We start from the raw sequence: 20,979 nt of genomic DNA on the forward strand, positions 1-20,979 counted from the left end.
AATCTCCTCTCATCCACCTGGGCATTAGCGGTTCAGCACGATAGCGCTGTGATCTTCCCAGTAAACGTACACGCTATCCTCCCAGGTGGGGCGGTCGCCGCGACGCTCGGTATTGGCCATGCTGACCTTGATCATCTGCCCGGAGGCGGTGCGCACGTAGTAGAGCGAGTAGCCACCCAAATAGGCGATATCGTCCACTTTGCCCGCTTCCCAGTTGTACTCACACGTTGGCTGTTCGCGGGTGAGCCAGATTTTCTCAGGGCGCAACGCTGCCCACACCCGGCGATCGACCGCTTGGGTCGTAATACCGTGATCGATATAGATAGGCCGAGAAAGCGCGGGGGATTCGATGCGGCAGTGATCGGCGGCGTCTTCGATGATCTCCCCTTCGAACAGATTCACCGTGCCGACGAATTCAGCCACCATTCTGCTCGCGGGGCTTTCGTAGATATCCACCGGTGAGCCCACCTGCTCGATCCAGCCGTCGGCCATGATCGCCACGCGGTCGGCCATGGTCATGGCTTCTTCCTGGTCGTGGGTCACCATGATGCAGGTGACGCCGACCTGCTCGATGATCTCGACCACCTCCAGCTGCATTTCGGTGCGCAGCTTTTTGTCCAACGCGCCCATGGGCTCATCGAGCAGCAGAAGCTTGGGTCGCTTGGCGAGAGAGCGTGCCAAGGCCACCCGCTGACGCTGACCGCCTGAAAGCTGATGGGGCTTGCGCTTGGCGAAACGCTCCATGTGCACCAGTTTGAGCATCTGAGCCACGCGCGTCTCGATGTCGGCTTTCGGCAACTTGTCCTGCTTCAAGCCGAAGGCAATGTTTTGGGCCACGGTCATGTGCGGAAACAGCGCATACGACTGGAACATCATGTTGATGGGCCGTTTATGTGGTGGCATCTCGGTGATGTTCTCGCCACTCAGCAAAATGCGCCCCTCGCTGGGCGTCTCGAACCCCGCCAGCATGCGCAGTAGCGTCGACTTACCCGAGCCAGAGCCGCCGAGCAAGGCAAAAATTTCGCCGCGCTTCACCTGCAAATTCACGTCATCTACGGCAAGCGCATCATCGAACCGCTTGCTCAAACGCTTGACCTCTAAAACGATATCTTCGGCAAAACGAGGCGTCTTGCCCTGGGCGCGAGCCTGAGGAGGTACGGCAGACGAAGCAGAGGGAACGTCGTTCGACAGGGGCGTAGTGACCATTCGCCACTCCCATCAAAAGGCCCGAAAGACCGGGCGATAAAAGACAAACAGCGAGCCGGGCAGCTGCCCGGCTCGCCGTCAGACGATGATTGGCATTAACGTCCAGATTTGACGCGGTTCCAGGTGCGCGTTCGAGCACGCAGCAGCTCCTGGGGTTTTTCGACTTGGACGTAAAGGTTCTTCATTACGTCGGTCTCAGGGTAAATGGCCGGGTCGTTGATCAGCTCATCAGAGAGATACTCGTTAGCAGCCAAGTTGGGGTTGGCGTAACGCACGTACTCGCTGATCTCGGCAGCGATTTCCGGGTCGAGAATGAAATTGATGAACGCGTGGGCATTCTCAGGATTCGGCGCATCGGCCGGCACCGCCATCATGTCGAACCAAAGCGCAGCGCCCTCTTTCGGGATGCTATAGCCAATGGTGAAATCACGACCCGCCTCTTCGGCACGCGCAGCGGCCTGGAAGATATCGCCGGAGTAACCCGCCGCCACGCAAATGTCGCCATTAGCGAGGTCAGAAACGTAGCGCGAGGAGTGGAAGTAAGTGATGTTGTCGCGAACGTTGGCAATCAGCTCACCAGCCGCTTCGATGTCTTCGACGGTCTCGTTCAGCGGATCCAAGCCAAGGTACACCATGGCAGGCGACAGCATTTCATCGCCCGAATCCATCATCGATAGACCACAGCCCGCTTCACTCAGCTTAGTGGTAATCTCTGGATCGAACAGCAGTGCCCAGCTATCCAACGGAGCGTCGTCACCGAGAATGTCGGTCACTCGCTCGACGTTATAACCGATGCCGTTGGTGCCCCACATATAAGGAACGGAGTATTCGCTGCCTGGGTCGATGGTTTCGAGATTGGCCATCAGCTCCGGGTCGAGGTTGTCCAAGTTCGGCAGCAGCTCATGGTTCAGCGGCTGGAAAACGCCCGCTTTGAGTTGGCGGGTAAAGTAGTACGTTGACGGCACCACCACGTCGTAGCCAGAACGGCCCGACAAGAGCGCTGCGTCGAGAATTTCGTTACTGTCATACACATCGTACGTCACTTCGATACCGGTACGCTCGGTGAACTTCTCCAGCGTTTCCGGGGCGATATAGTCAGACCAGTTATATACCCGCACTTCCTCAGCGTGGGCAGCGGCAGCCGCTACGGCAAAAGAGATGGCCGTAACGGCCGCTGAAAGTTTTTGGATGTTCCCCATCTACCTGCTCCTAAATGTAAAGTTCACGTCACCACAGCCCACGTTCGGCAACCGACTGCTCTTTGAAGGAAGGCCTGTACGCCAACCCAACGCAGTTGAAAACAGCTTAGGCGATTATCGCAACCGTGCGAATTTTGCGGTGCAGTGCCGCCTACCGCAAGAGCCACCGAAAAATTCTTGTATTAAGCGCCAACTGCCCCCACAACAAGTGTCGCGAAAGGTAGCCAAATCGTTCAATAGCCCACTTCTATTGGAAAGATTCATTTTTCCAATTTTAGCTATTAGTCGTAGCCCGCTACCATTAGCAACAACTTTTTTTACTGCCATCCACCCTTTATGGAGACGTTCTAAATGTCTTTGATTAACACTGAAGTAAAACCGTTTAAAGCCACCGCCTACCTGAACGGCGAATTTATCGATGTTACTGAAGCGGACCTCAAAGGTCAGTGGTCCATTTTCTTCTTCTATCCGGCTGACTTCACCTTCGTCTGCCCGACCGAGCTTGGCGATCTGGCCGACAACTACGAAGCCTTCAAGAAGCTGGGCGTCGAAATCTACAGCGTATCTACCGACACCCACTTTACCCACAAAGCATGGCACGACAGCTCTGAAACCATCGGCAAGCTTCAGTACCCAATGATCGCTGACCCGACCCTGCAAATTTCTCGCAACTTCGAAGTACTGATCGAAGAAGCGGGTCTGGCTGAGCGCGGCACCTTCGTCGTTGACCCCGATGGCAAAATCCAGATCGTCGAAATCAACGCAGGCAACATTGGCCGTAACGCCGAAGAGCTGCTGCGTAAAGTGAAGGCAGCTCAATACGTTCGTGAAAACCCGAACGAAGTGTGCCCGGCCAAATGGAAAGAAGGCGAAGAGACACTTGCCCCGTCTCTGGATCTCGTAGGCAAAATCTAACTCGCCTACCGCTGCCCTACCGGCAGCATGGCACCCGGGCACTTGGCCCGGGTGTTCCGTTTAAGCACCCGTATCACCGCATCCCTGTTTTCCCTAGCGCCATTGGCTGCCCGACTGACTCGGCAGCGAGCGTTTTAGGTCGAGAACGACTTATTGCTGACTGCGAGGAAGCCACTGTCATGCTGGACGCCAATTTAAAAAATCAGTTGAAAGCTTACCTGGAAAAAGTGACTCAACCGTTCGAGATCGTTGCGTCCCTCGATGACGGTGCCAAGTCACGTGAATTACTGGGCCTGCTGGAAGACATCAGCAGCCTCACCGATAAAATTACCCTGCACACCGATGGGCAAGATAGCCGTACCCCGTCGTTTGCGATTAACCGCCCCGGTGAAGAGACCGGCGTGGTCTTTGCTGGCATCCCCATGGGCCACGAGTTCACTTCGCTGGTACTGGCGCTGCTGCAAGTGGGTGGCCACCCACCGAAGACCTCTCAAGCGCTGCTGGACCAAATCAAGGATCTCGACGGCGAAATGCTGTTCGAGACCTACTACTCGCTCTCCTGCCAGAACTGCCCAGATGTGGTCCAGGCACTGAACCTGATGGCAATCTTTAATCCGAAGGTGCGCCACGTCGCCATCGACGGTGCGCTGTTCCAGGATGAAGTCGAATCGCGCGAAATCATGTCCGTGCCCAGCATCTACTTGAACGGCAAGCCGTTTGACCAGGGACGCATGACCCTCGAACAGATTCTCGCCAAGGTCGATACCGGCGCTGCAGAACGCGAAGCGAAGAAGCTGAGCGAAAAAGCTGCGTTCGATACGCTCGTCATCGGCGGCGGCCCAGCAGGTGCGTCGGCAGCGATCTACTCCGCCCGTAAAGGCATCAACACCGGCGTTGCCGCTGAGCGCTTCGGCGGTCAAGTCGCCGATACCATGGGCATCGAGAACTTCATCTCCGTCACCCATACCGAAGGTCCCAAGCTGGTCAGCGCGCTCGAAGAGCACGTCAAAGAGTACGACGTCGACGTCATGAATCTGCAGCGCGCTACATCGTTCAAAGCAGCGGAGGCCGATGGCGGCCTGCACGAGGTCACCTTCGAATCTGGCGCGAAGCTGAAGAGCAAGACCCTGGTACTGGCGACCGGCGCCCGCTGGCGCGAAATGAACGTGCCTGGCGAACAGGAGTACCGCAACAAAGGCGTTGCCTACTGCCCCCACTGTGACGGCCCGCTGTTCAAAGGAAAGCGGGTGGCGGTCATCGGTGGCGGTAACTCGGGCGTCGAAGCCGCGATCGACCTGGCCGGCATCGTCGGTCACGTGACGCTGGTGGAGTTCATGGGCGAAATGCGCGCCGATGCCGTCTTGCAGAAGAAGCTGAAGAGCCTGCCCAACGTCGACATCGTGCTGAACGCTCAGACCACCGAGGTCACTGGCGACGGCAGCCGTGTCAACGGCCTGACTTACAAAGACCGCAATACCGATGAAGTGAAGAGCATCGCACTGGAAGGCATTTTCGTACAAATCGGCTTGGTGCCCAACACCGAGTGGTTGAAAGGCTCGCCCATCGAAATGTCCCCGCGTGGCGAGATCATCGTCGATGCCCACGGCATGACCTCGGTGCCCGGCGTGTTCGCCGCAGGCGATGTGACCACTGTGCCTTACAAGCAGATCATCATTGCCATGGGTGAAGGCGCCAAAGCGTCCTTGGGTGCCTTCGACTACCTGATTCGTCATTAAGCAAATGACTGGCTAAGAGGGCGGCCGTACCGCCCTACTGAGTTCGTTCCCTTTGACGTGAAGACCGTGACGTCACGCCCGCCTCCCTGCGGGCGTTCTTTTATGCGTGGGCGCTACACACTGGGCAGGCAGGATCTCTCGGCACTTGGAAATGGCGCCACTGGCCGCTCAAGCCATCGAAGGTGGACAAGCCCTGATGTGACCTGCCCGCGCCACTAATCAGTTTGAATGCTTCGACCGCCTGGAAACAGCCGATCAGCCCCACCAGCGGGGCCATGACCCCGCTCTCCGCACAACTCAACGTTTCGTCGTCACTATCGCCTGGCGGGTAGAGGCAGGCATAGCAGGGGCAGGCATCATCACGGGGATCAAACACCGCCAACTGGCCCGAAAAGCGAATCGCTGCACCGGAAATCAGCGGCACGCCCGCCCGCTGAGAGGCGGCATTGATGGCATAGCGACTGGAGAATCGGTCGGTGCAGTCCAGCACTACGTCGGCCGAGGCCACCAAGTCCATGAGCGCCTCGCCTTCGGCATGTTGCTCGATCGCCACGACATGGCACTCCGGGTTGAGCGCCTGCATACGCTCCTTCGCTGAGCGCGCTTTGTTGACCCCCAGACTGGCTTGCTGGTGGGCAATTTGACGCTGTAAATTCGTCAGCTCCACCTGATCCGCATCGACGATGGTGATCCTGCCAACGCCCGCCGCCGCCAGATAGAGCGCTACCGGCGAGCCGAGCCCGCCGGCACCAATGATCAGGGCATGAGCAGCACGCAGGCGCTCCTGGCCGCCAATATCGACCTCGGGCAGCATGATTTGGCGGCTATAGCGCAGCAGCGCCTGATCGTCCATCATCGCGTTACTTATCCTCAAATTCCTCGATATCGGGGATGTGCAGGCTAAAGCTCTCCTTCACCTCTTCCATCACCACGTAGCTTTTCGACTCTTTCACGCCGGGAAGGGTCAGCACCACATCGCCCAATAGCTGACGATACGCGGCCATTTCGGGAATGCGGCACTTCAAAATATAGTCGAACTGCCCAGAGACTAAGTGACACTCCTGAATCTGCGGCAGCTTCTCGACCGCACGGCGGAACTCGTCGAACACCGTCGGCGATTGGGTTTCAAGACTAATTTCGACGAACACCAGCAAATTCGCCTTGAGCGCCCGGGGATCGAGAATGGCTTGGTAGCCGCGGATGATGCCCGCTCGCTCCAGGCGTTTGACACGCTCCAAACAAGGGGTTGTGGATAACCCAACTTCCGAAGCAAGGTCTACATAGGAGATACGTGCGTTTTCCTGCAGACAGCGCAGAATCTTCAGGTCGATACGGTCCAGCGTTCTATTTTTTGGTTTCATGGCAGGATCCAATACTGATGAATCAGGCAGTTATTCGAGATGCCCCAGGGTAACCCGTTCATGGCCGCCGATGTCTTGTACGCTTTCAACGTTTTGATAGCCCGCCTGCATCAATGCTTGGCGAACGCAGGCAGCCTGCTGGTAACCGTGCTCTAGCGCCAGCCAGCCGCCGGGAGAAAGAAACGCTTGGGCAGCGATGATCAGATGCATCAAGTCCGCCATGCCATCGCCCTCGGCCACCAGCGCCGAACGGGGCTCGAAGCGCACGTCACCCTCGGACAAATGCGGGTCGTCGGCGGCGATGTAAGGCGGGTTACTCACGATGATATCGAATGCATCGCCGTCAGGCGGCACTCCCAGCGAAGCAAACCAGTCGCTCAGCAAAAAAGTTGCGTTAGCGATGTGCAGTGTCTGAGCATTGTGAGTGGCAAGCGACACTGTCTCCGGCCGAACATCGACCCCAATGACTTGCCACATCGGCCGCTCACTGGCAAAGGCCAGCGCGATAGCCCCGGTGCCCGTCCCCAAATCGAGCAGCCTGCCGCTGGGCGCTTTGGCACGCGCCAGCACGACGTCCACTAGCGTTTCGGTATCGGGACGGGGGATCAGCGTAGAGGGCGAGGTGGCTAGCGGCAGGCCCCAAAACTCGCGCTCTCCGGTCAAGTAAGCCACCGGCTGTCCCTGAGCACGCGCGGCGACCAAGGCGTCAAAGCGAGCATGCTCCCAGGTGGGGCATTCGCTATCGCCCCAAGTGTATAGCCACGTGCGGCTGCGGCTTGCAGCGAATGCCATCAACACCTCAGCATCGATCCGTGGCGATGGCGAACCGGCGCGCTGCAACCGCTGGGCAGCGCTCTTCAGAAGGGCGTCGAACGTCATCAAGCGTCCTGCAGCGCCGAGAGCTGTTCTGCTTGGTACTCGTGAATCAGCGGCTCGATGACGTCGTCCAATTGCTCGCCGCTCACTACTTCGGTCAGCTTGTAGAGCGTCAGGTTGATCCGGTGGTCGGTAATGCGCCCTTGGGGGAAGTTGTACGTCCGGATTCGCTCGCTGCGATCCCCCGACCCTACCAACGAGCGGCGAGCATCGGCCTGCTCCTGGCGCTGTGAATCCACGGCGTTGCGTTTGAGCTTGGCGGCCAGCAGCGACATCGCTTTGGCACGGTTCTTGTGCTGGCTACGCTCTTCCTGGCATTCCACCACCACGCCGGTGGGCAGGTGGGTAATACGGATCGCGGAGTCGGTGGTATTGACGTGCTGACCACCGGCACCGCTGGAGCGGTAGGTATCAACCCGCAAATCGGCCGGATTGATATCGATATCCCCCACCTCGTCCACCTCGGGCATCACCGCGACGGTGCACGCTGACGTGTGGATACGCCCCTGCGATTCGGTTGCCGGTACGCGCTGCACCCGGTGAGCGCCCGACTCGAACTTGAGCCGCGCGTAGACGCCTTCACCCTTCACCCGGGAGATGACTTCTTTATAACCGCCCTGCTCGCCGTGGCTGGCACTGACGACTTCGACACGCCAGCCACGCTTTTCCGCATAGCGGGAGTACATGCGAAACAGATCGCCCGCAAAAATAGCGGCTTCGTCCCCGCCAGTACCTGCACGCACTTCCAAAAAGACGCCGCGCCCATCGTCGGGATCTTTCGGGATCAGCAGGCGCTTGAGCTCCACGTCGAGCGTTTCCAACTGCTCGCGGCCTTCGATGATCTCCATCTCGGCCAGCTCGCGCAGGTCGGGGTCGCTGTCGCGGCTGAGCTGCTCGGCGTCGGCAATGCTCTGTTCCACGTCGAGATAACGCTTCCACGCGGCGACCAGCTCTTCGAGTTCGGCGTACTCACGGGAGTAGTCGCGAAAGCGCTGTTGATTGTTGATCACCTCAGGATCCGACAGCAGCATGGCCAGCTCTTCGAACCGATCGGAAAAGCTGTCTAAACGTTGGCGCAAAGTCTCTTTCATGCGGGCGTATCATCCTTCTGGCGTTTTGCCGAGGGCGCAGGCTGCTCGAAGGCGGGCTTCGGTGGTAGCAGCAGGCGCGGCACGGCGCTGAGCAAATCGTGGTTTTCCTGGGCAGCCGCTTCGCGAATAGTCAGCGTCGGCTGATGCATGAACCGGTTAGCGAGCTGGTGCGCCAAACGCTCGACCACTTTGGCGGGGTCTTCGCCTTTGGCCAGACGCTCCAACGCTTGGTCGCGGGCTTGGTCGCGCAGCGATTCACCGTGACGCCGAAAATCGCGAATCACTTCGCCGCCGTTGCGTACCCGCCGCTCCTGCTGCCAGCTCCCCACGCCGTGTTCGATCAGCGACTCGGCTTGGTCGGCCGCAACCTGGCGATGGCGCCGGTTCTCCTCGATCACCTCTTCCAGGTCATCGACGGTATACAGGAACACGTCCGCCAGCTCCCCCACTTCCGGCTCGATATCCCGGGGCACGGCAATATCCACCATGAAGACCGGGCGATGGCGGCGCTTCTTCAGCGCCCGCTCGACCATGCCCTTACCCAGAATCGGCAGCGGCGAGGCGGTGGACGAGATGACGATATCGGCACGCTCCAAGGCGTCGGGAATTTCCGGCAGGGTAATCGCCGTGCCTCCGAGCGAAGAGGAGACCCGTTCGGCACGTTCACGGGTACGGTTGGCAACGGTGAGCTGACGCACCCCGGCCTCGTGCAGGTGGCGAGCCACTAATTCGATGGTCTCCCCCGCACCTATCAATAGCGCATTGGCGCGACTGAAATCATCGAAAATGCGGCTGGCCATGCTAACGGCGGCATAGGCCACCGACACCGGGTTCTTGCCGATTCCGGTTTCGGTGCGTACCTGTTTGGCCACGGCAAAGGTGTGCTGAAAAAGCCGCTCCAGCTCGCCACCCAGCCCCTTGGCCTGGCGCGCCTGCTGGTAAGCCTCTTTCAACTGACCCAGAATCTGTGGCTCGCCCAACACCATGGAGTCCAGCCCAACGGCCACGCGCATCAAGTGACGCGCGGCATCGTTATCGTGGTAGTGGTAGGCACAGCGGGTAAGCTCTTCCACACGCAAATTATGAAAACGGCCCAGCCAGTCCAATACGGTTTGCTCACCGGCGGCATCCGTCACACAGTAAAGCTCCGTGCGATTACACGTCGAAAGTACCGCTGCTTCGCTGATGTGAGGCAGGCTGCGCAGCTCGGCCAGCGCGCTTTCTAGCTGCGTTGGCGTAAAAGCCACCTTCTCGCGCACCGCAACGGTAGCAGTACGATGATTGATTCCCAGGGCAAGAAGCGTCATGGGTTATGCGTCTTCGCTAGTGGATCGGTCGTCACGTCACTGTCGGTCATTGTTTCTTGGCTTGCTGATACAAGTCTAAGAGAGCAGCTTTGTAAGTGAATTGCGCTGACTCGGCTCTTTTTCAAGGAGAGTCATTCTATCACAGCCGAGCATCTTCTGGCGCACACCACTTTGCCGCAGGCAGCCAAGCCGCTATGCTGAACACTCGGCCACTTGATCGAGATACGCATGCCCCATCGCGCAACACTTCTGGGTATTCCCCTTTCGTTTTCGGGTTTTCCACTGTACCCCCTGGCCGCCATGCTGATGTTGAGCGGCTGTCAGCTCTCGCCCTCGCTGCTGGGTAACGACGCGCCATCTCGTGTCGATGATCCCATGGCATCGGCGCCCCCCATCACACGCGGCTTGGATGCCGCAGGCTTGAGCACCCTGCTGGCCGCCGAGCTGGCCGGGCAGCGAGGCGACTACCGCTATGCTGGGCAAGGCTATCTCGACGCCGCGCAGCGCTATACCTCGCCGGGGCTTGCCGAACGCGCCACGTTTGCTGCTCGGTTTGGTAACGACGCGGCGTTGATGGAAAGCGCCGCGCTTCGCTGGCGTGAGCTCGATCCACAAGCAGAGACGCCCAACCGCCTGTTAGCGTCGCTGTCGCTTCAGCGGGGCGATTGGCTCGACAGCCTAGAGCAACGACTCGCCATCGCCAGGGCTGGCGGTAACGGTGAGATCGCCACCTTTGCCGAAATCGCTGTAGCGGAAGAGGCACCGCTACGCCTGCTAGCCCAGCAGTTACGACGCTACCTCGGCGAGCCCGACGCCGCCCAGCGCGAGTTTCATAGCGATGTGCTGCTAGGTACCGCCTTGATCGAAGCCGCCCTAGGAGAAACGCAAACGGCGCAGCGCTACTTGAACGAGGTGGAGCAACAAGCCCCCGAGTCATCCGCGCTATGGCTTGCCAAAGCCCGTCTAGCACTTGAAACCGGCGACCACCGTGGCGCACAGCGAGCCGCCCAGCAGGGCTTGAACCTTGCCCCGGACGACGTGCGATTCATCCTCATGCTGGCTCAGGCAGAAATCCGGCTCAACAACATTACCGCCGCCGAGGAGCAAACCAACGCGCTTCTCGATAGTCATGGCGGCAACCAGGAACTACGTATTGCTCTCGCACAGCTTTATTTAGAAGAACAGCTTTATTTAGAAGAGGGACACAGCGAGCCCGCCTATCGGCTGCTGCAACCATTGATTGGTCAAGAGAACGTCCCAAACCTCGTCTACTTCCTGATGGGTGCCATTGCGCAGTCTCAAGATGAAGTCGACAATGCCCTTCTTTACTATCGACAAGTGCAGGAGGGCAACGAGTTTCTTCCCGCCAGAGCCGCAGCGGCCAACATGCTGATCGACGACGACCGCCTGCTGGACGCCCGCGCCTTTCTGCGCATCGAGCGTATGCGCCACGATGCTTACTTTGGCGACTTGGTACGGCTAGAAGTACAGCTGCTCGACGAGCTCTCACGTCAAGAGGACGCCACGGCGTTACTGAATCGTGAACTCACCCGCACGCCGGATGACACCAGCCTTCTTTACATGCGTGCCATGCGCGCCTGGGAGAGAGGTGATTTGGCCGGCATGGAGCAGGATTTACGTCAGATCCTGCGCACCGAGCCCAACAATGCCGATGCGCTGAACGCGCTGGGCTACACTCTGGCCGATCTCAATATTGCTGGCAGGCTAGAGGAGGCCCGCGACCTGATCGAGCGCGCCTACGAGGCCGACCCTAATAACCCCGCAGTACTCGATAGTATGGGGTGGGTATACTTCCGACTTGGCCAGCCCAATGACGCACTCGCGTGGCTGGAGAGTGCCTACGCCCAAATGCCCGACCAAGAAATTGCCGCGCACCTCGCCGAGGTTCTGCACTCGCTGGGACGTAGCGATGAAGCGCGAGAGCTCATCGAGCGAATTCTTCAGCGCGCGGCGTATCACCCGCAAATCGATGATTTGCTAGAACGCCATCCTGAACTTAGGCCCGTACGCGCGCCCTAAGGCTTACGCTTGGCGGGCGCACTAGCGCCCGCGCGCTCTCTTAATCGACAGCCACCTTTGTAAATAGCAATGACATGGAGCCAGTTATGTTGACCTCTTTTTTGCACCGCGCCCCCTCTAGCACGCCCTCTTGCTACCGCGCTGCACGCTTATGGGTAGCGGCTCTGGCCATCGCCACCCTGGCAGGCTGTGCCAGCCAATCGCCGGTCGATGAGAGCGGCCGCCAAGCAGGGCAATGGGAACGCCAGCAGGCCGAGGTCGAAGCGTTCGACACCTGGACCCTGGTAGGTAAAGCGGGACTGCGTACCCCCCAGGAGAACACCAGCGCCAACCTGGACTGGAACCAAACACCCTACTATTTCCGCATGCTGATCAGCGGTCCCTTCGGCGGTGGCCGTAGCGTACTGGAAGGCCGTGAAGGCCGCTTCTCGCTGACCACCAGCGAAGGCCGTTTCGAAGCCGAAACGCCAGAAGCCTTGATGGAAGAGCAGCTTGGCTGGTCGCTGCCGGTGCGCGCCATGCCCGACTGGGTGCGCGGCCTGCCCGGCGATCACGCCAGCTACCAGCTAGAAACCGACGAGCTGGGTTTTCCGAGCTTCTTGCAGCAGGATGGCTGGGAGATCGATTACCGCGACTGGGAGCAGGCAGAAGGCATGTGGCTGCCGCGCCGTCTAGTGATGAACTATGGCGACGTGCGTATTACCCTGGTCGTCAATCAGTGGCAGGCGTCACAGTAGTCTTCTCGGGCTGGCCTAGCGCCAGCCCTTTTCATACGCTTAGCAGTAGAGAGACGGCATGTCCGCAACACCCCAAACGCTTACCCTACCCGCTCCCGCCAAGCTGAACCGTATGCTGCACATCGTAGGGCGCCGCCCAGATGGCTACCACGAACTGCAGACGCTGTTTCAATTCATCGACCTATGCGACTACCTGAGTTTCACGCTGCGCCAAGATGGCATCATCGAACTGACCACACCGATAGCGGGAGTGGCCCACGATGACAACCTGATCGTACGGGCAGCCACCTTACTGCAGCAGGCCAGCGGCACCCACTTAGGCGCGACGATTTCCATCGAGAAGCGCCTACCAATGGGCGGCGGCTTGGGTGGGGGCAGCTCCAACGCCGCCACCGCACTCAAAGGGCTCGACCGGCTCTGGCAGCTTGGACTGGGCGATACGCACCTGGCCGAGCTCGGTTTGGCGCTGGGTGCCGACGTGCCGGTTTTCGTTCGGGGCCGCAGCGCCTGGGCAGAAGGCGTCGGCGAAAAGTTGACGCCCGTGACTCTCGACACCCCATGGTTCGTGGTCATTCACCCCGGCATTAGCGTCTCGACCCCGGCGATCTTCCAAGACTCGGAATTGACACGCGACAGCCTCCCCATTACTATGGCGCGCGCACTGCAGGGGGGAGTAGCCGAGTGGCGTAATGACTGCGAGGCGACCGTCAAAAAACGCTACCCGCACATCGCGGAAGCACTTGACTGGCTCGCGCAGCATGCACCTAGTCGACTGACAGGCACAGGCGCCTGTTTGTTTGCCGCTTTCGAGTCGAAAGAGGCAGCGCAAACGGTGGCTGAATTGGCTAATCGGCGCTGGCAAGCGTGGGTAGCGCGCGGACTCAACACCTCTCCCCTACAAGATGCTCTGGGCTGCTGAAAGCGCCCGGTCATCGCATTAGGTTATTGCTGGGGTATCGCCAAGTGGTAAGGCACCGGTTTTTGGTATCGGCATTCCCAGGTTCGAATCCTGGTACCCCAGCCAACGCTAATGTTGATCTGCGTTTTCTCCCCTGATCCCCAACACTGCAAAGGTGGCTGCGCGTGTCAAAATTGATGGTTTTCACCGGGAACGCCAATCCCGAACTCGCTCAAAAGATTGCCGAGAGCTTAGACAGCCGGATGGGTAACGCCACGGTGGGTCAATTTAGCGACGGCGAAATCGCGGTCGAGATCAATGAGAACGTGCGTGGTAAGGATGTCTTCATCCTGCAATCCACCTGTGCCCCGACGAACGACAACCTGATGGAACTGATCCTGATGGTCGACGCTCTGCGTCGCGCCTCAGCGACCCGTATTACGGCAGTGGTTCCCTATTTTGGCTATGCCCGCCAGGACCGTCGTGTACGCTCCGCCCGTGTTCCCATCTCCGCCAAAGTCGTGGCGGACATGATGGTGAAAGCAGGCGTCGACCGCGTCATGACCATGGACCTGCACGCTGACCAAATCCAAGGTTTCTTCGACGTTCCGGTCGATAACGTATACGGCTCACCGATCCTGCTGGACGACATCGAGCGTCAGAACTACGACGATCTCGTGGTCGTCTCTCCTGACGTTGGCGGCGTGGTACGCGCCCGTGCCATCGCCAAGCAGCTCAACGCCGATCTGGCGATCATCGACAAGCGTCGCCCCCAGGCGAACCAAGCCCAGGTGATGCACATCATCGGTGAAATCGAAGGACGCACCTGCGTGGTCGTCGATGACATGATCGACACCGCCGGCACGCTGTGTAAAGCCGGTGAAGCCCTGAAAGACCACGGCGCTGCGCGCGTTGTCGCGTACGCCACGCATCCGATCTTGTCCGGCCCCGCGGTCGACAACATTACCAACTCTGTACTGGACGAGGTTGTCGTGACCGACACCATTCCGCTCGCCGACCACGCGCGTCGCAGCGGAAAAATTCGCCAGTTGAGCGTTGCTGGCCTGATTGCGGAAGCCATTCGCCGCGTCAGCAACGAAGAATCCGTCAGCGCGATGTTTCACTAACGCCTGACGTTATGAGCCCCCACTTGGGGCCCTGGAAACGTCGTCGTCTGGTCGCGGGCGGCGGCGTTTCCTTACTTAAACCAAGAGGCAAATTCCATGTCTGATTTTATCCTGCAAGCCAGCGTTCGTAACGACCTGGGGAAAGGTGCGAGCCGCCGCCTGCGTCGTGCGAACCAACAAGTACCGGCCGTTGTATACGGCGGTGAGAAAGGTGCTCAGTCGATCTCCGTAGAAAAAACGGCGTTCTACAAAGCGATCGAAGACGAGTCCTTCTTCTCCTCTGTCATCAAGCTGGTGATCGACGGTAAAGAAGAGCAAGTTGTCGTTCGTGACCTGCAGCGTCACCCGTTCAAGCCGCTGCTGACCCACGCTGACTTCCTGCGTGTTGACGCTACTCACGAAATCACCATTAACGTGCCGCTGCACGTGGTGAACGAAGAGAAGTGTGTCGGCATCAAAGACCAAGGCGGCGAACTGCACGTACTGGCCAACGAAGTGGCCATTAGCTGCTTGCCGAAAGATCTTCCGGACTTCCTGGAAGTGGACATCAGCAAGGTCGAGCTGGGCACGACTCTGCACCTGTCTGACCTGACCCTGCCGGCCGGCGTCACCTCCGTTGACCTGTCCCATGGTGAAGAGCACGACAACGCCATTCTGAGCATCACCAAAGTGAAAGTACGCGGCGATGACGAAGAAGAAGGCGAAGGTGAAGGCGACGCAGAAGACAGCGCCGAGTAAGCCTGGTTAAAAGTGCTGCCAGCCAGCGCTGCCTGGGCCATGCTCGCATGGCCCAGGGATGTTAAAATCAAGCGCTTCGGCGCTTGATTTTTTTTTGCGGCATGAGGCTCGATAGCCTCAGGCAGCCGCCTGCCAAGGCAGTTCCGTCACACGTCGTCATATCTTCCAGAACCGTTGGAGGTGGGAAAATGAGCCAGGTAACGGCCATTATAGGACTGGGCAACCCAGGCGCTGAATACGACGCCACCCGACACAACGCGGGCTTTTGGCTCGTCGACGCCATTGCACGCAGCGCCCACACCGAATTGCGTCCTGAAAAAAAGTTTTTAGGTCTCTACGCCAAAGCCCGTGTGGGTGACCATGAGCTGCATTTGCTCAACCCCACCACGTTCATGAACCGTAGCGGTGCGGCGGTCGCCGCGCTTACCCAATTCTTCAAATTGACCCCGGAGAACCTGCTGGTCGCCCACGACGAACTCGACCTTCCCCCGGGGCAGTCACGTTATAAAACCGGCGGCGGACACGGCGGCCACAACGGGCTGCGCGATATCATCAGCGCCCTGGGCAACCAGAAGCAGTTTCACCGCCTGCGCATTGGAATTGGCCACCCGGGCGAAGCGAAGCAGGTGGTCAATTACGTGCTGGGCCGCCCGGGCAAGGCCGAACAAGAAGCCATCGAGCGCTCGCTGGACGAGTGTCTGGCCACGCTGCCCCTCGCGCTTTCCGGCGACTGGGCTAAAGCCATGAACCGCCTGCATAGCGTAAAATAGCGGCACGTTGTCGGACTCTATCACCCCGCGTTACGAACGCACTCTTTTCACACCGGGCAGACGCAGCAACGGTTGCGCCGCCCTAGCGGTCAGGAAGTTATTTTATGGGCTTTAACTGCGGTATCGTCGGCCTACCCAACGTAGGCAAATCCACGCTCTTCAATGCGTTGACCAAGTCGGGCATTGATGCCGAGAACTTTCCGTTCTGCACCATCGAACCCAACGTCGGTATCGTGCCGATGCCCGACCCACGTCTGGACAAGCTGGCGGCCATTGTGAAGCCTGAAAAAGTGCTGCCCACCACTATGGAGTTCGTGGACATCGCGGGTCTTGTAGCAGGCGCCTCCAAGGGAGAGGGCCTGGGCAACAAGTTCCTCGCCAACATTCGCGAAACCCAAGCGATTGCCCACGTGGTGCGCTGTTTCGATAACGACAACGTCATCCACGTCGCCAATCAGGTCGATCCCCGCGCCGACATCGAGACCATCAACCTCGAGCTCGCCCTGGCCGACCTGGACACCGTCGAGAAAGCCAGTCAGCGCTTGGTGCGCGTGGTGAAAGGTGGTGACAAAGACGCCATTGCCACCAAAGCCGTGCTGGACAAGATCCAGCCGCATCTGGCCGAAGGCCAGCCGCTGCGCAGTTTTGGGCTGGACGAGGACGAGAAGCGTCAGGTAAAAAGTTTCGGCTTCTTGACCCTCAAGCCCACCATGTACATTGCCAACGTCAATGAAGACGGCTTCGAGAACAACCCCTACCTGGACATCGTCAAAGAGATCGCCGCCGAAGAAGGTGCAGTCGTCGTGCCGGTGTGCAACCAGTTAGAAGCCGAAATTGCCGAGCTGGATGACGAAGAGCGCAGCATGTTCCTGGCCGACATGGGCATGGAAGAGCCGGGACTCGACCGCGTGATTCGCGCGGGCTACGCCCTGCTGGGCCTGCAAACCTACTTCACCGCCGGTGTGAAAGAAGTGCGCGCCTGGACCGTGAAACAGGGCGCTAGCGCGCCGGAAGCCGCCGGTGTGATTCACACCGATTTTCAGAAAGGCTTCATTCGCGCCGAGGTCATCGCCTATGACGACTACGTCGCGCTAGGCGGCGAACAAGGTGCCAAAGACAACGGCAAATGGCGCTTGGAAGGCAAAGAGTACATCGTCAAAGATGGCGACGTGATCCACTTCCGCTTCAATGTATAAGCGAGAAAAGAAACAAATGCTTGACGGGCGGCGTGCCTCTGGGTAATATTCGCCCCCGTTGAACGGCTACGTAGCTCAGCTGGTTAGAGCACATCACTCATAATGATGGGGTCCCCTGTTCAAATCAGGGCGTAGCCACCAACACCGAATACCGCTAGCAATAGCCAGGCCCGCTGACTCAGTCAGCGGGCCTTTTTCGTTTTTAAAATGCTGATCAATATTACGCAAGCGCCGGGCGGTTCAAGAAGACCGTCAGCGCCCGGGTCAGGTAATCCACGTCTCGCGTACCGGACGTTTCACGAATCGAGTGCATCGCCCACTGGGGCAACCCGACGTCGATGGTCGGCACGCCCACTTCCGTGGCGGTAATCGGCCCTATGGTGCTACCACAGCCCATATCCGCCCGTGTGACGAACGACTGTACGGGCACATCTGCTTCGCGACACACGTCCCGGAACAGCGCGCCGGTGACGCTATTGGTGGCGTAGCGTTGGCTGGCGTTCACCTTGATCACCGGGCCGCCGTTAATGGCCGGACCGTGACGTTCATCGTGTTTGTCGCGGAAGTTTGGATGCAGCGCGTGGGCGTTATCGCAGGAAATCATCAGCGACGATTGAATCAGCTGAATCAACGACTCCTCGCTGCCACCGCCCACCTGGGCATTCAAGCGTTTCAGCACGTCGCTCAAGAACGGCCCCTGGGCACCGCACGCGCTGGCACTGCCCACCTCCTCATGGTCATTCGCCACTAGCAGCGCGCCCTGGCTACCATCGCTTTCCAGCAGCGCTTCCAGGCCCACGAAGCACGACAGCAGGTTATCCAGCCGCGCGCTGGCCAGCAGCTCCTTGCGCAGGCCGATCAGTGACGGCGGCTGAACGTCGTAAAAGCCCAGCTCGAACTCCACCACCTCCACCGCACGCAGACCGTGCTGCTCTTCCAACCACTGCCCCAGCAGTTCGTGCAGCTTGGCGGTATCGCTCTGCATCAGCACCGGCGCCATCTGCGTTTGCGGATTGATCGAGCGCCCCGCATTTACATCGCGGTCCATATGGATCGCCAAGCTCGGAATCATTGCAATCGGACGCGCCACGTTGAGCAGCACGCTCTCCAAGCGGCCGTCGGCATGGCGCACGTGAACGCGGCCCGCCAAGCCCAAATCGCGGTCGAACCAGGGGGCCAGCAGCACGCCGCCGTACACCTGCACGCCCAATTGCAGCCAACCCGCCGAATATTGGGTGGCGTTGGGCTTCAAGCGCAGCCCTGGGCTATCGGTGTGAGCACCCAGCATGCGCAGGCTGGCCAGCTTACCAGCGGGCAGCTGAAACGCGATCACCGACGAGTCGTTGCGCGTCACGTAGTAGCGCTTTCCTGGCGACAACTGCCAGTTCGCGGTCTCTTCCAGGCGCGCAAAGCCCGCCTGCTCCAAACGCTCGACCATGCGTTGGGTCGCATGCCATGGCGTGGGCGAGTGCTGCAAAAAATCGCACAGCCGCGTTAAACGTTCCGCGTTGAAAGCCTCGGACATGGAATTCCTCATAACAGTAATGATTGAGTCTCACAGGGGAAATGACCTGCTACAATGCTCCCTCGGCCTACGCAACTCATAGGCTGACTGCGGGTCTAGGGAAGAATGAGTGTACACAAATCCGGGAGAGCTTGACTGATGAGCTTGTTTGCAACGCTTTCGCGCTCGGTCGCCCTTGCCGTAATGCTGGTGATCACCAGCCCGGCAGCGCTGGCGCAACTTGCGCCGACCGACGAACAACGCCAAGCGGCGGTGGAAATTGCGGAAGCCCTCCGCTATGGCCATTATGCCGATATTGATTTCGACGAACAGTGGTCACAGGAAGCTTTCCAGCGCTATCTGGACATTCTTGATGGTCAGCGCAGCTACTTACTGAACCGTGACATCGAACCCTATCGCCACCTCGAAGACGACATGGCCGACGCGCTGTTCGACGGCGACCTAGACGATGCGTTTGCGCTTTACAACCGTCTCAGCGAGCGGCACACAAACCGCTTGGAATGGCTGCTCGCCGAATTGGACGACGGTTTATCGTTGGAGTTCGATAGCAACGAACGCTTGGAAGTCGACCGCGAAGACGCTCCCTGGGCCAGCCGCGAAAGCGAGCTGGATGAGCTATGGCGCAAACGGCTGAAAAACGACGCCCTGACCCTCGCCCTCACCGACCAAGACGCAGAGCAGATCGAAGACAACCTGCGCCAACGTTATGAAGGCCAGCTTTCGCGGTTACGCCAAACGGAATCGGAAGATGTCTTTGGGCTGCTGATGGCCGCTGTCTCCGGCACCATCGACCCGCATACCGGCTACCTATCTCCTCGCCAAGGCGAATCTTTTGACATTCAAATGAGCCTCTCGCTGGAGGGCATAGGCGCGCTACTGCAATCCGACGGCGAGTACGTCAAGGTCTCTAGCCTCGTACCCGGCGGCCCCGCGGAGCGCGCAGGTGTATTAGAACCCGCCGACCGCATCATCGCCGTGGGCCAGGAAGAGGGAGAAATGGTCAACGTGGTGGGCATGCGCCTGGATAACGTCGTCGACCTGATTCGCGGCCCGAAAGGCTCCGTGGTCCGCCTGGACGTGGTGCCGGCCCAGGCGGTGGATATGACCCGCTCGCAAATCGTCGAAATCACCCGCGATACGGTGAGCCTTGAAGATCAAGCCGCCCACAGCGAAGTGATCGAAGTGATGCGTGACGGCGAGCCACACCGCATCGGCGTCATCAATGTGCCCACCTTCTACGTGGACTTCGACGCCTGGCAAGCCGGTGAAGAGGAGTACCGCAGCACCACCCGCGACGTCGCCCGAGAAATCGACAACCTCAAAAAAGAGGGTGTGGAAGGCATCGTGCTGGACCTGCGCAATAACGGCGGTGGCGCGCTACAGGAAGCCAATTCGCTGATCGGCCTATTCATCGACCGCGGCCCCACCGTGCAGGTACGCGACGCCCAGGGCCGCATTCAGCTCTACGGCGACACCGAAGCGGGCACCGTGTACGACGGTCCACTCACCGTACTGGTGAACCGCCTTTCGGCTTCGGCCTCGGAAATCTTTGCCGGCGCCATTCAGGACTACGGCCGTGGCGTTGTAGTGGGCGCCTCCACCTTTGGCAAAGGCACCGTGCAAACCCTCAACGAGCTGAGCCATGGCCAAATCAAACTGACCCGCGCCAAGTTCTACCGTATCTCTGGCGACAGCACCCAGAACCGCGGCGTGGAGCCAGACATCACGTTTCCCAGCTTGATCGACCCCGAGCGCATTGGTGAAAGCAGCCTGGATAACGCATTGGCTTGGGACACCGTGCAAAACGTTCAGTATCGCCGCTACGGCGAGCCGGAGCGCGTACTGCCTACGCTGATTGCTCGCCACGAAGAGCGCGCCAAAGAGAATCCCAACTTCCGCTATCTGGAACGCCAGTCCACGCTGGCTCGCCAGCTGCGTGAACAGCACACCAGCGTGAGCCTAAACCGCGAGCAGCGTCAGAGAGAGCTAGAGGCCCAAGAAGCCGAGCAACTCTCTCTGGAGAACCAGCGCCGCCGCGCCCTGGGCCTGCCGGAACTGGAAGAGTGGATGGACGCGCGTAGCGACGGCACCGCCGCCACCGAAGACGCCGAGACCGAGAACGACAGCGACGACGAAGAGATGCCCGTGGACCGCGCACACGTGCTCGAAGCCGCCGAAGTGCTCCTCGACTACGTTCATCTGCAAGAGAGCCAGCGCATGGCCAAGCGTTAACCACGCTTACCCCACACTGGAAGCG

18 protein-coding genes and 2 tRNA genes are annotated in these 20,979 nt (G+C 59.4%); 12 read left to right on the forward strand and 8 right to left on the reverse strand.

From position 1 onward, the window contains the following. Positions 1–24: 24 nt before the first annotated feature. Together potA and MHM37_RS07750 are read right to left on the reverse strand one after the other, a co-directional pair. Entirely contained in the window at positions 25–1,206 is a 1,182-nt protein-coding gene (gene potA, locus MHM37_RS07745) for a polyamine ABC transporter ATP-binding protein (protein ID WP_239296237.1), read from the reverse strand. A gap of 95 nt (positions 1,207–1,301) precedes the next feature. Further along, positions 1,302–2,405, reverse strand: a complete 1,104-nt coding sequence (locus MHM37_RS07750; protein ID WP_139525557.1) for a polyamine ABC transporter substrate-binding protein — start codon at positions 2,403–2,405, stop codon at positions 1,302–1,304. 351 nt (positions 2,406–2,756) lie between these two features. Here MHM37_RS07750 and ahpC point away from each other — a divergent pair, with 351 nt between their 5' ends. Then, on the forward strand, positions 2,757–3,320 hold the full coding sequence (gene ahpC / locus MHM37_RS07755; protein WP_139525556.1) for an alkyl hydroperoxide reductase subunit C: 564 nt from the start codon (positions 2,757–2,759) through the stop codon (positions 3,318–3,320). Positions 3,321–3,499: 179 nt separating this feature from the next. Beyond that, complete coding sequence (ahpF, locus tag MHM37_RS07760) at positions 3,500–5,056, forward strand: alkyl hydroperoxide reductase subunit F (RefSeq protein WP_139525555.1); 1,557 nt, start codon at positions 3,500–3,502, stop codon at positions 5,054–5,056. Positions 5,057–5,156: 100 nt separating this feature from the next. On the opposite strand, the gene moeB is transcribed toward ahpF, so the two are convergent. The 5 genes from moeB to hemA are packed head-to-tail and all read right to left on the reverse strand — an operon-like array spanning position 5,157 to position 9,691. Further along, positions 5,157–5,912, reverse strand: a complete 756-nt coding sequence (gene moeB / locus MHM37_RS07765; protein ID WP_239296236.1) for a molybdopterin-synthase adenylyltransferase MoeB — start codon at positions 5,910–5,912, stop codon at positions 5,157–5,159. A 4-nt stretch (positions 5,913–5,916) separates the two neighbouring features. Then, entirely contained in the window at positions 5,917–6,417 is a 501-nt protein-coding gene (locus tag MHM37_RS07770) for an Lrp/AsnC ligand binding domain-containing protein (protein ID WP_139525553.1), read from the reverse strand. A 30-nt stretch (positions 6,418–6,447) separates the two neighbouring features. Beyond that, positions 6,448–7,296 (reverse strand): peptide chain release factor N(5)-glutamine methyltransferase, encoded by an 849-nt coding sequence (gene prmC / locus MHM37_RS07775; RefSeq protein WP_239296235.1) that lies wholly within the window; start codon positions 7,294–7,296, stop codon positions 6,448–6,450. Further along, entirely contained in the window at positions 7,296–8,384 is a 1,089-nt protein-coding gene (gene prfA / locus MHM37_RS07780) for a peptide chain release factor 1 (protein WP_239296234.1), read from the reverse strand. The genes prmC and prfA overlap by 1 nt, the downstream gene beginning before the upstream one ends. Next, positions 8,381–9,691 carry a glutamyl-tRNA reductase gene (hemA, locus tag MHM37_RS07785; protein WP_239296233.1) on the reverse strand — a complete coding sequence of 437 codons (1,311 nt, stop codon included), beginning with the start codon at positions 9,689–9,691 and terminating at the stop codon, positions 8,381–8,383. Before hemA ends, prfA begins: the two co-directional genes overlap by 4 nt. A 228-nt stretch (positions 9,692–9,919) precedes the next feature. On the opposite strand from hemA, the gene MHM37_RS07790 reads away from it, so the two are divergent. The 9 genes from MHM37_RS07790 (at position 9,920) to MHM37_RS07830 (ending at position 17,338) form a co-directional block, all read left to right on the forward strand. Then, entirely contained in the window at positions 9,920–11,731 is a 1,812-nt protein-coding gene (locus MHM37_RS07790; protein WP_239296231.1) for a tetratricopeptide repeat protein, read from the forward strand. A gap of 86 nt (positions 11,732–11,817) precedes the next feature. Then, positions 11,818–12,468, forward strand: coding sequence for a lipoprotein insertase outer membrane protein LolB (gene lolB, locus MHM37_RS07795; RefSeq protein ID WP_153842401.1), 651 nt, complete (start codon positions 11,818–11,820; stop codon positions 12,466–12,468). A gap of 58 nt (positions 12,469–12,526) precedes the next feature. Further along, entirely contained in the window at positions 12,527–13,387 is an 861-nt protein-coding gene (ispE, locus tag MHM37_RS07800) for a 4-(cytidine 5'-diphospho)-2-C-methyl-D-erythritol kinase (protein ID WP_153842400.1), read from the forward strand. A gap of 30 nt (positions 13,388–13,417) precedes the next feature. Then, positions 13,418–13,492 (forward strand) — tRNA-Gln (locus MHM37_RS07805). A gap of 59 nt (positions 13,493–13,551) precedes the next feature. Then, positions 13,552–14,493 carry a ribose-phosphate pyrophosphokinase gene (locus MHM37_RS07810; protein ID WP_026001771.1) on the forward strand — a complete coding sequence of 314 codons (942 nt, stop codon included), beginning with the start codon at positions 13,552–13,554 and terminating at the stop codon, positions 14,491–14,493. Between the two features lie 96 nt (positions 14,494–14,589). Next, the gene (locus MHM37_RS07815) at positions 14,590–15,231 is read left to right on the forward strand and encodes a 50S ribosomal protein L25/general stress protein Ctc (RefSeq protein ID WP_139525546.1); all 642 of its coding nucleotides are present in this window, start codon (positions 14,590–14,592) and stop codon (positions 15,229–15,231) included. Between the two features lie 188 nt (positions 15,232–15,419). After that, positions 15,420–16,001 carry an aminoacyl-tRNA hydrolase gene (pth, locus tag MHM37_RS07820; RefSeq protein WP_239296229.1) on the forward strand — a complete coding sequence of 194 codons (582 nt, stop codon included), beginning with the start codon at positions 15,420–15,422 and terminating at the stop codon, positions 15,999–16,001. A gap of 104 nt (positions 16,002–16,105) precedes the next feature. Then, positions 16,106–17,197: a redox-regulated ATPase YchF gene (ychF, locus tag MHM37_RS07825; protein ID WP_139525544.1), complete on the forward strand. Its 1,092-nt coding sequence runs from the start codon at positions 16,106–16,108 to the stop codon at positions 17,195–17,197. A gap of 64 nt (positions 17,198–17,261) precedes the next feature. Continuing rightward, positions 17,262–17,338: transfer RNA gene (locus tag MHM37_RS07830), tRNA-Met, on the forward strand. A 79-nt stretch (positions 17,339–17,417) separates the two neighbouring features. On the opposite strand, the gene MHM37_RS07835 is transcribed toward MHM37_RS07830, so the two are convergent. Continuing rightward, the gene (locus MHM37_RS07835) at positions 17,418–18,722 is read right to left on the reverse strand and encodes a M18 family aminopeptidase (RefSeq protein ID WP_239296228.1); all 1,305 of its coding nucleotides are present in this window, start codon (positions 18,720–18,722) and stop codon (positions 17,418–17,420) included. Positions 18,723–18,860: 138 nt separating this feature from the next. Here MHM37_RS07835 and MHM37_RS07840 point away from each other — a divergent pair, with 138 nt between their 5' ends. Continuing rightward, the gene (locus tag MHM37_RS07840) at positions 18,861–20,954 is read left to right on the forward strand and encodes a carboxy terminal-processing peptidase (RefSeq protein ID WP_239296227.1); all 2,094 of its coding nucleotides are present in this window, start codon (positions 18,861–18,863) and stop codon (positions 20,952–20,954) included. Positions 20,955–20,979: the final 25 nt, after the last annotated feature.

It is taken from the genome of Halomonas sp. MMH1-48 (genome assembly GCF_022348105.1).
Taxonomy (GTDB): Bacteria; Pseudomonadota; Gammaproteobacteria; order Pseudomonadales; family Halomonadaceae; genus Vreelandella; species Vreelandella piezotolerans.

Bases quoted from the DNA above. Each gene is read 5' to 3' on its own strand.
- potA (WP_239296237.1), bottom strand. From the start codon at position 1,206: ATGGTCACTACGCCCCTGTCGAACGACGTTCCCTCTGCTTCGTCTGCC.
- MHM37_RS07750 (WP_139525557.1), bottom strand. From the start codon at position 2,405: ATGGGGAACATCCAAAAACTTTCAGCGGCCGTTACGGCCATCTCTTTT.
- ahpC (WP_139525556.1), top strand. From the start codon at position 2,757: ATGTCTTTGATTAACACTGAAGTAAAACCGTTTAAAGCCACCGCCTAC.
- ahpF (WP_139525555.1), top strand. From the start codon at position 3,500: ATGCTGGACGCCAATTTAAAAAATCAGTTGAAAGCTTACCTGGAAAAA.
- moeB (WP_239296236.1), bottom strand. From the start codon at position 5,912: ATGATGGACGATCAGGCGCTGCTGCGCTATAGCCGCCAAATCATGCTG.
- MHM37_RS07770 (WP_139525553.1), bottom strand. From the start codon at position 6,417: ATGAAACCAAAAAATAGAACGCTGGACCGTATCGACCTGAAGATTCTG.
- prmC (WP_239296235.1), bottom strand. From the start codon at position 7,296: ATGACGTTCGACGCCCTTCTGAAGAGCGCTGCCCAGCGGTTGCAGCGC.
- prfA (WP_239296234.1), bottom strand. From the start codon at position 8,384: ATGAAAGAGACTTTGCGCCAACGTTTAGACAGCTTTTCCGATCGGTTC.
- hemA (WP_239296233.1), bottom strand. From the start codon at position 9,691: ATGACGCTTCTTGCCCTGGGAATCAATCATCGTACTGCTACCGTTGCG.
- MHM37_RS07790 (WP_239296231.1), top strand. From the start codon at position 9,920: ATGCCCCATCGCGCAACACTTCTGGGTATTCCCCTTTCGTTTTCGGGT.
- lolB (WP_153842401.1), top strand. From the start codon at position 11,818: ATGTTGACCTCTTTTTTGCACCGCGCCCCCTCTAGCACGCCCTCTTGC.
- ispE (WP_153842400.1), top strand. From the start codon at position 12,527: ATGTCCGCAACACCCCAAACGCTTACCCTACCCGCTCCCGCCAAGCTG.
- MHM37_RS07815 (WP_139525546.1), top strand. From the start codon at position 14,590: ATGTCTGATTTTATCCTGCAAGCCAGCGTTCGTAACGACCTGGGGAAA.
- pth (WP_239296229.1), top strand. From the start codon at position 15,420: ATGAGCCAGGTAACGGCCATTATAGGACTGGGCAACCCAGGCGCTGAA.
- ychF (WP_139525544.1), top strand. From the start codon at position 16,106: ATGGGCTTTAACTGCGGTATCGTCGGCCTACCCAACGTAGGCAAATCC.
- MHM37_RS07835 (WP_239296228.1), bottom strand. From the start codon at position 18,722: ATGTCCGAGGCTTTCAACGCGGAACGTTTAACGCGGCTGTGCGATTTT.
- MHM37_RS07840 (WP_239296227.1), top strand. From the start codon at position 18,861: ATGAGCTTGTTTGCAACGCTTTCGCGCTCGGTCGCCCTTGCCGTAATG.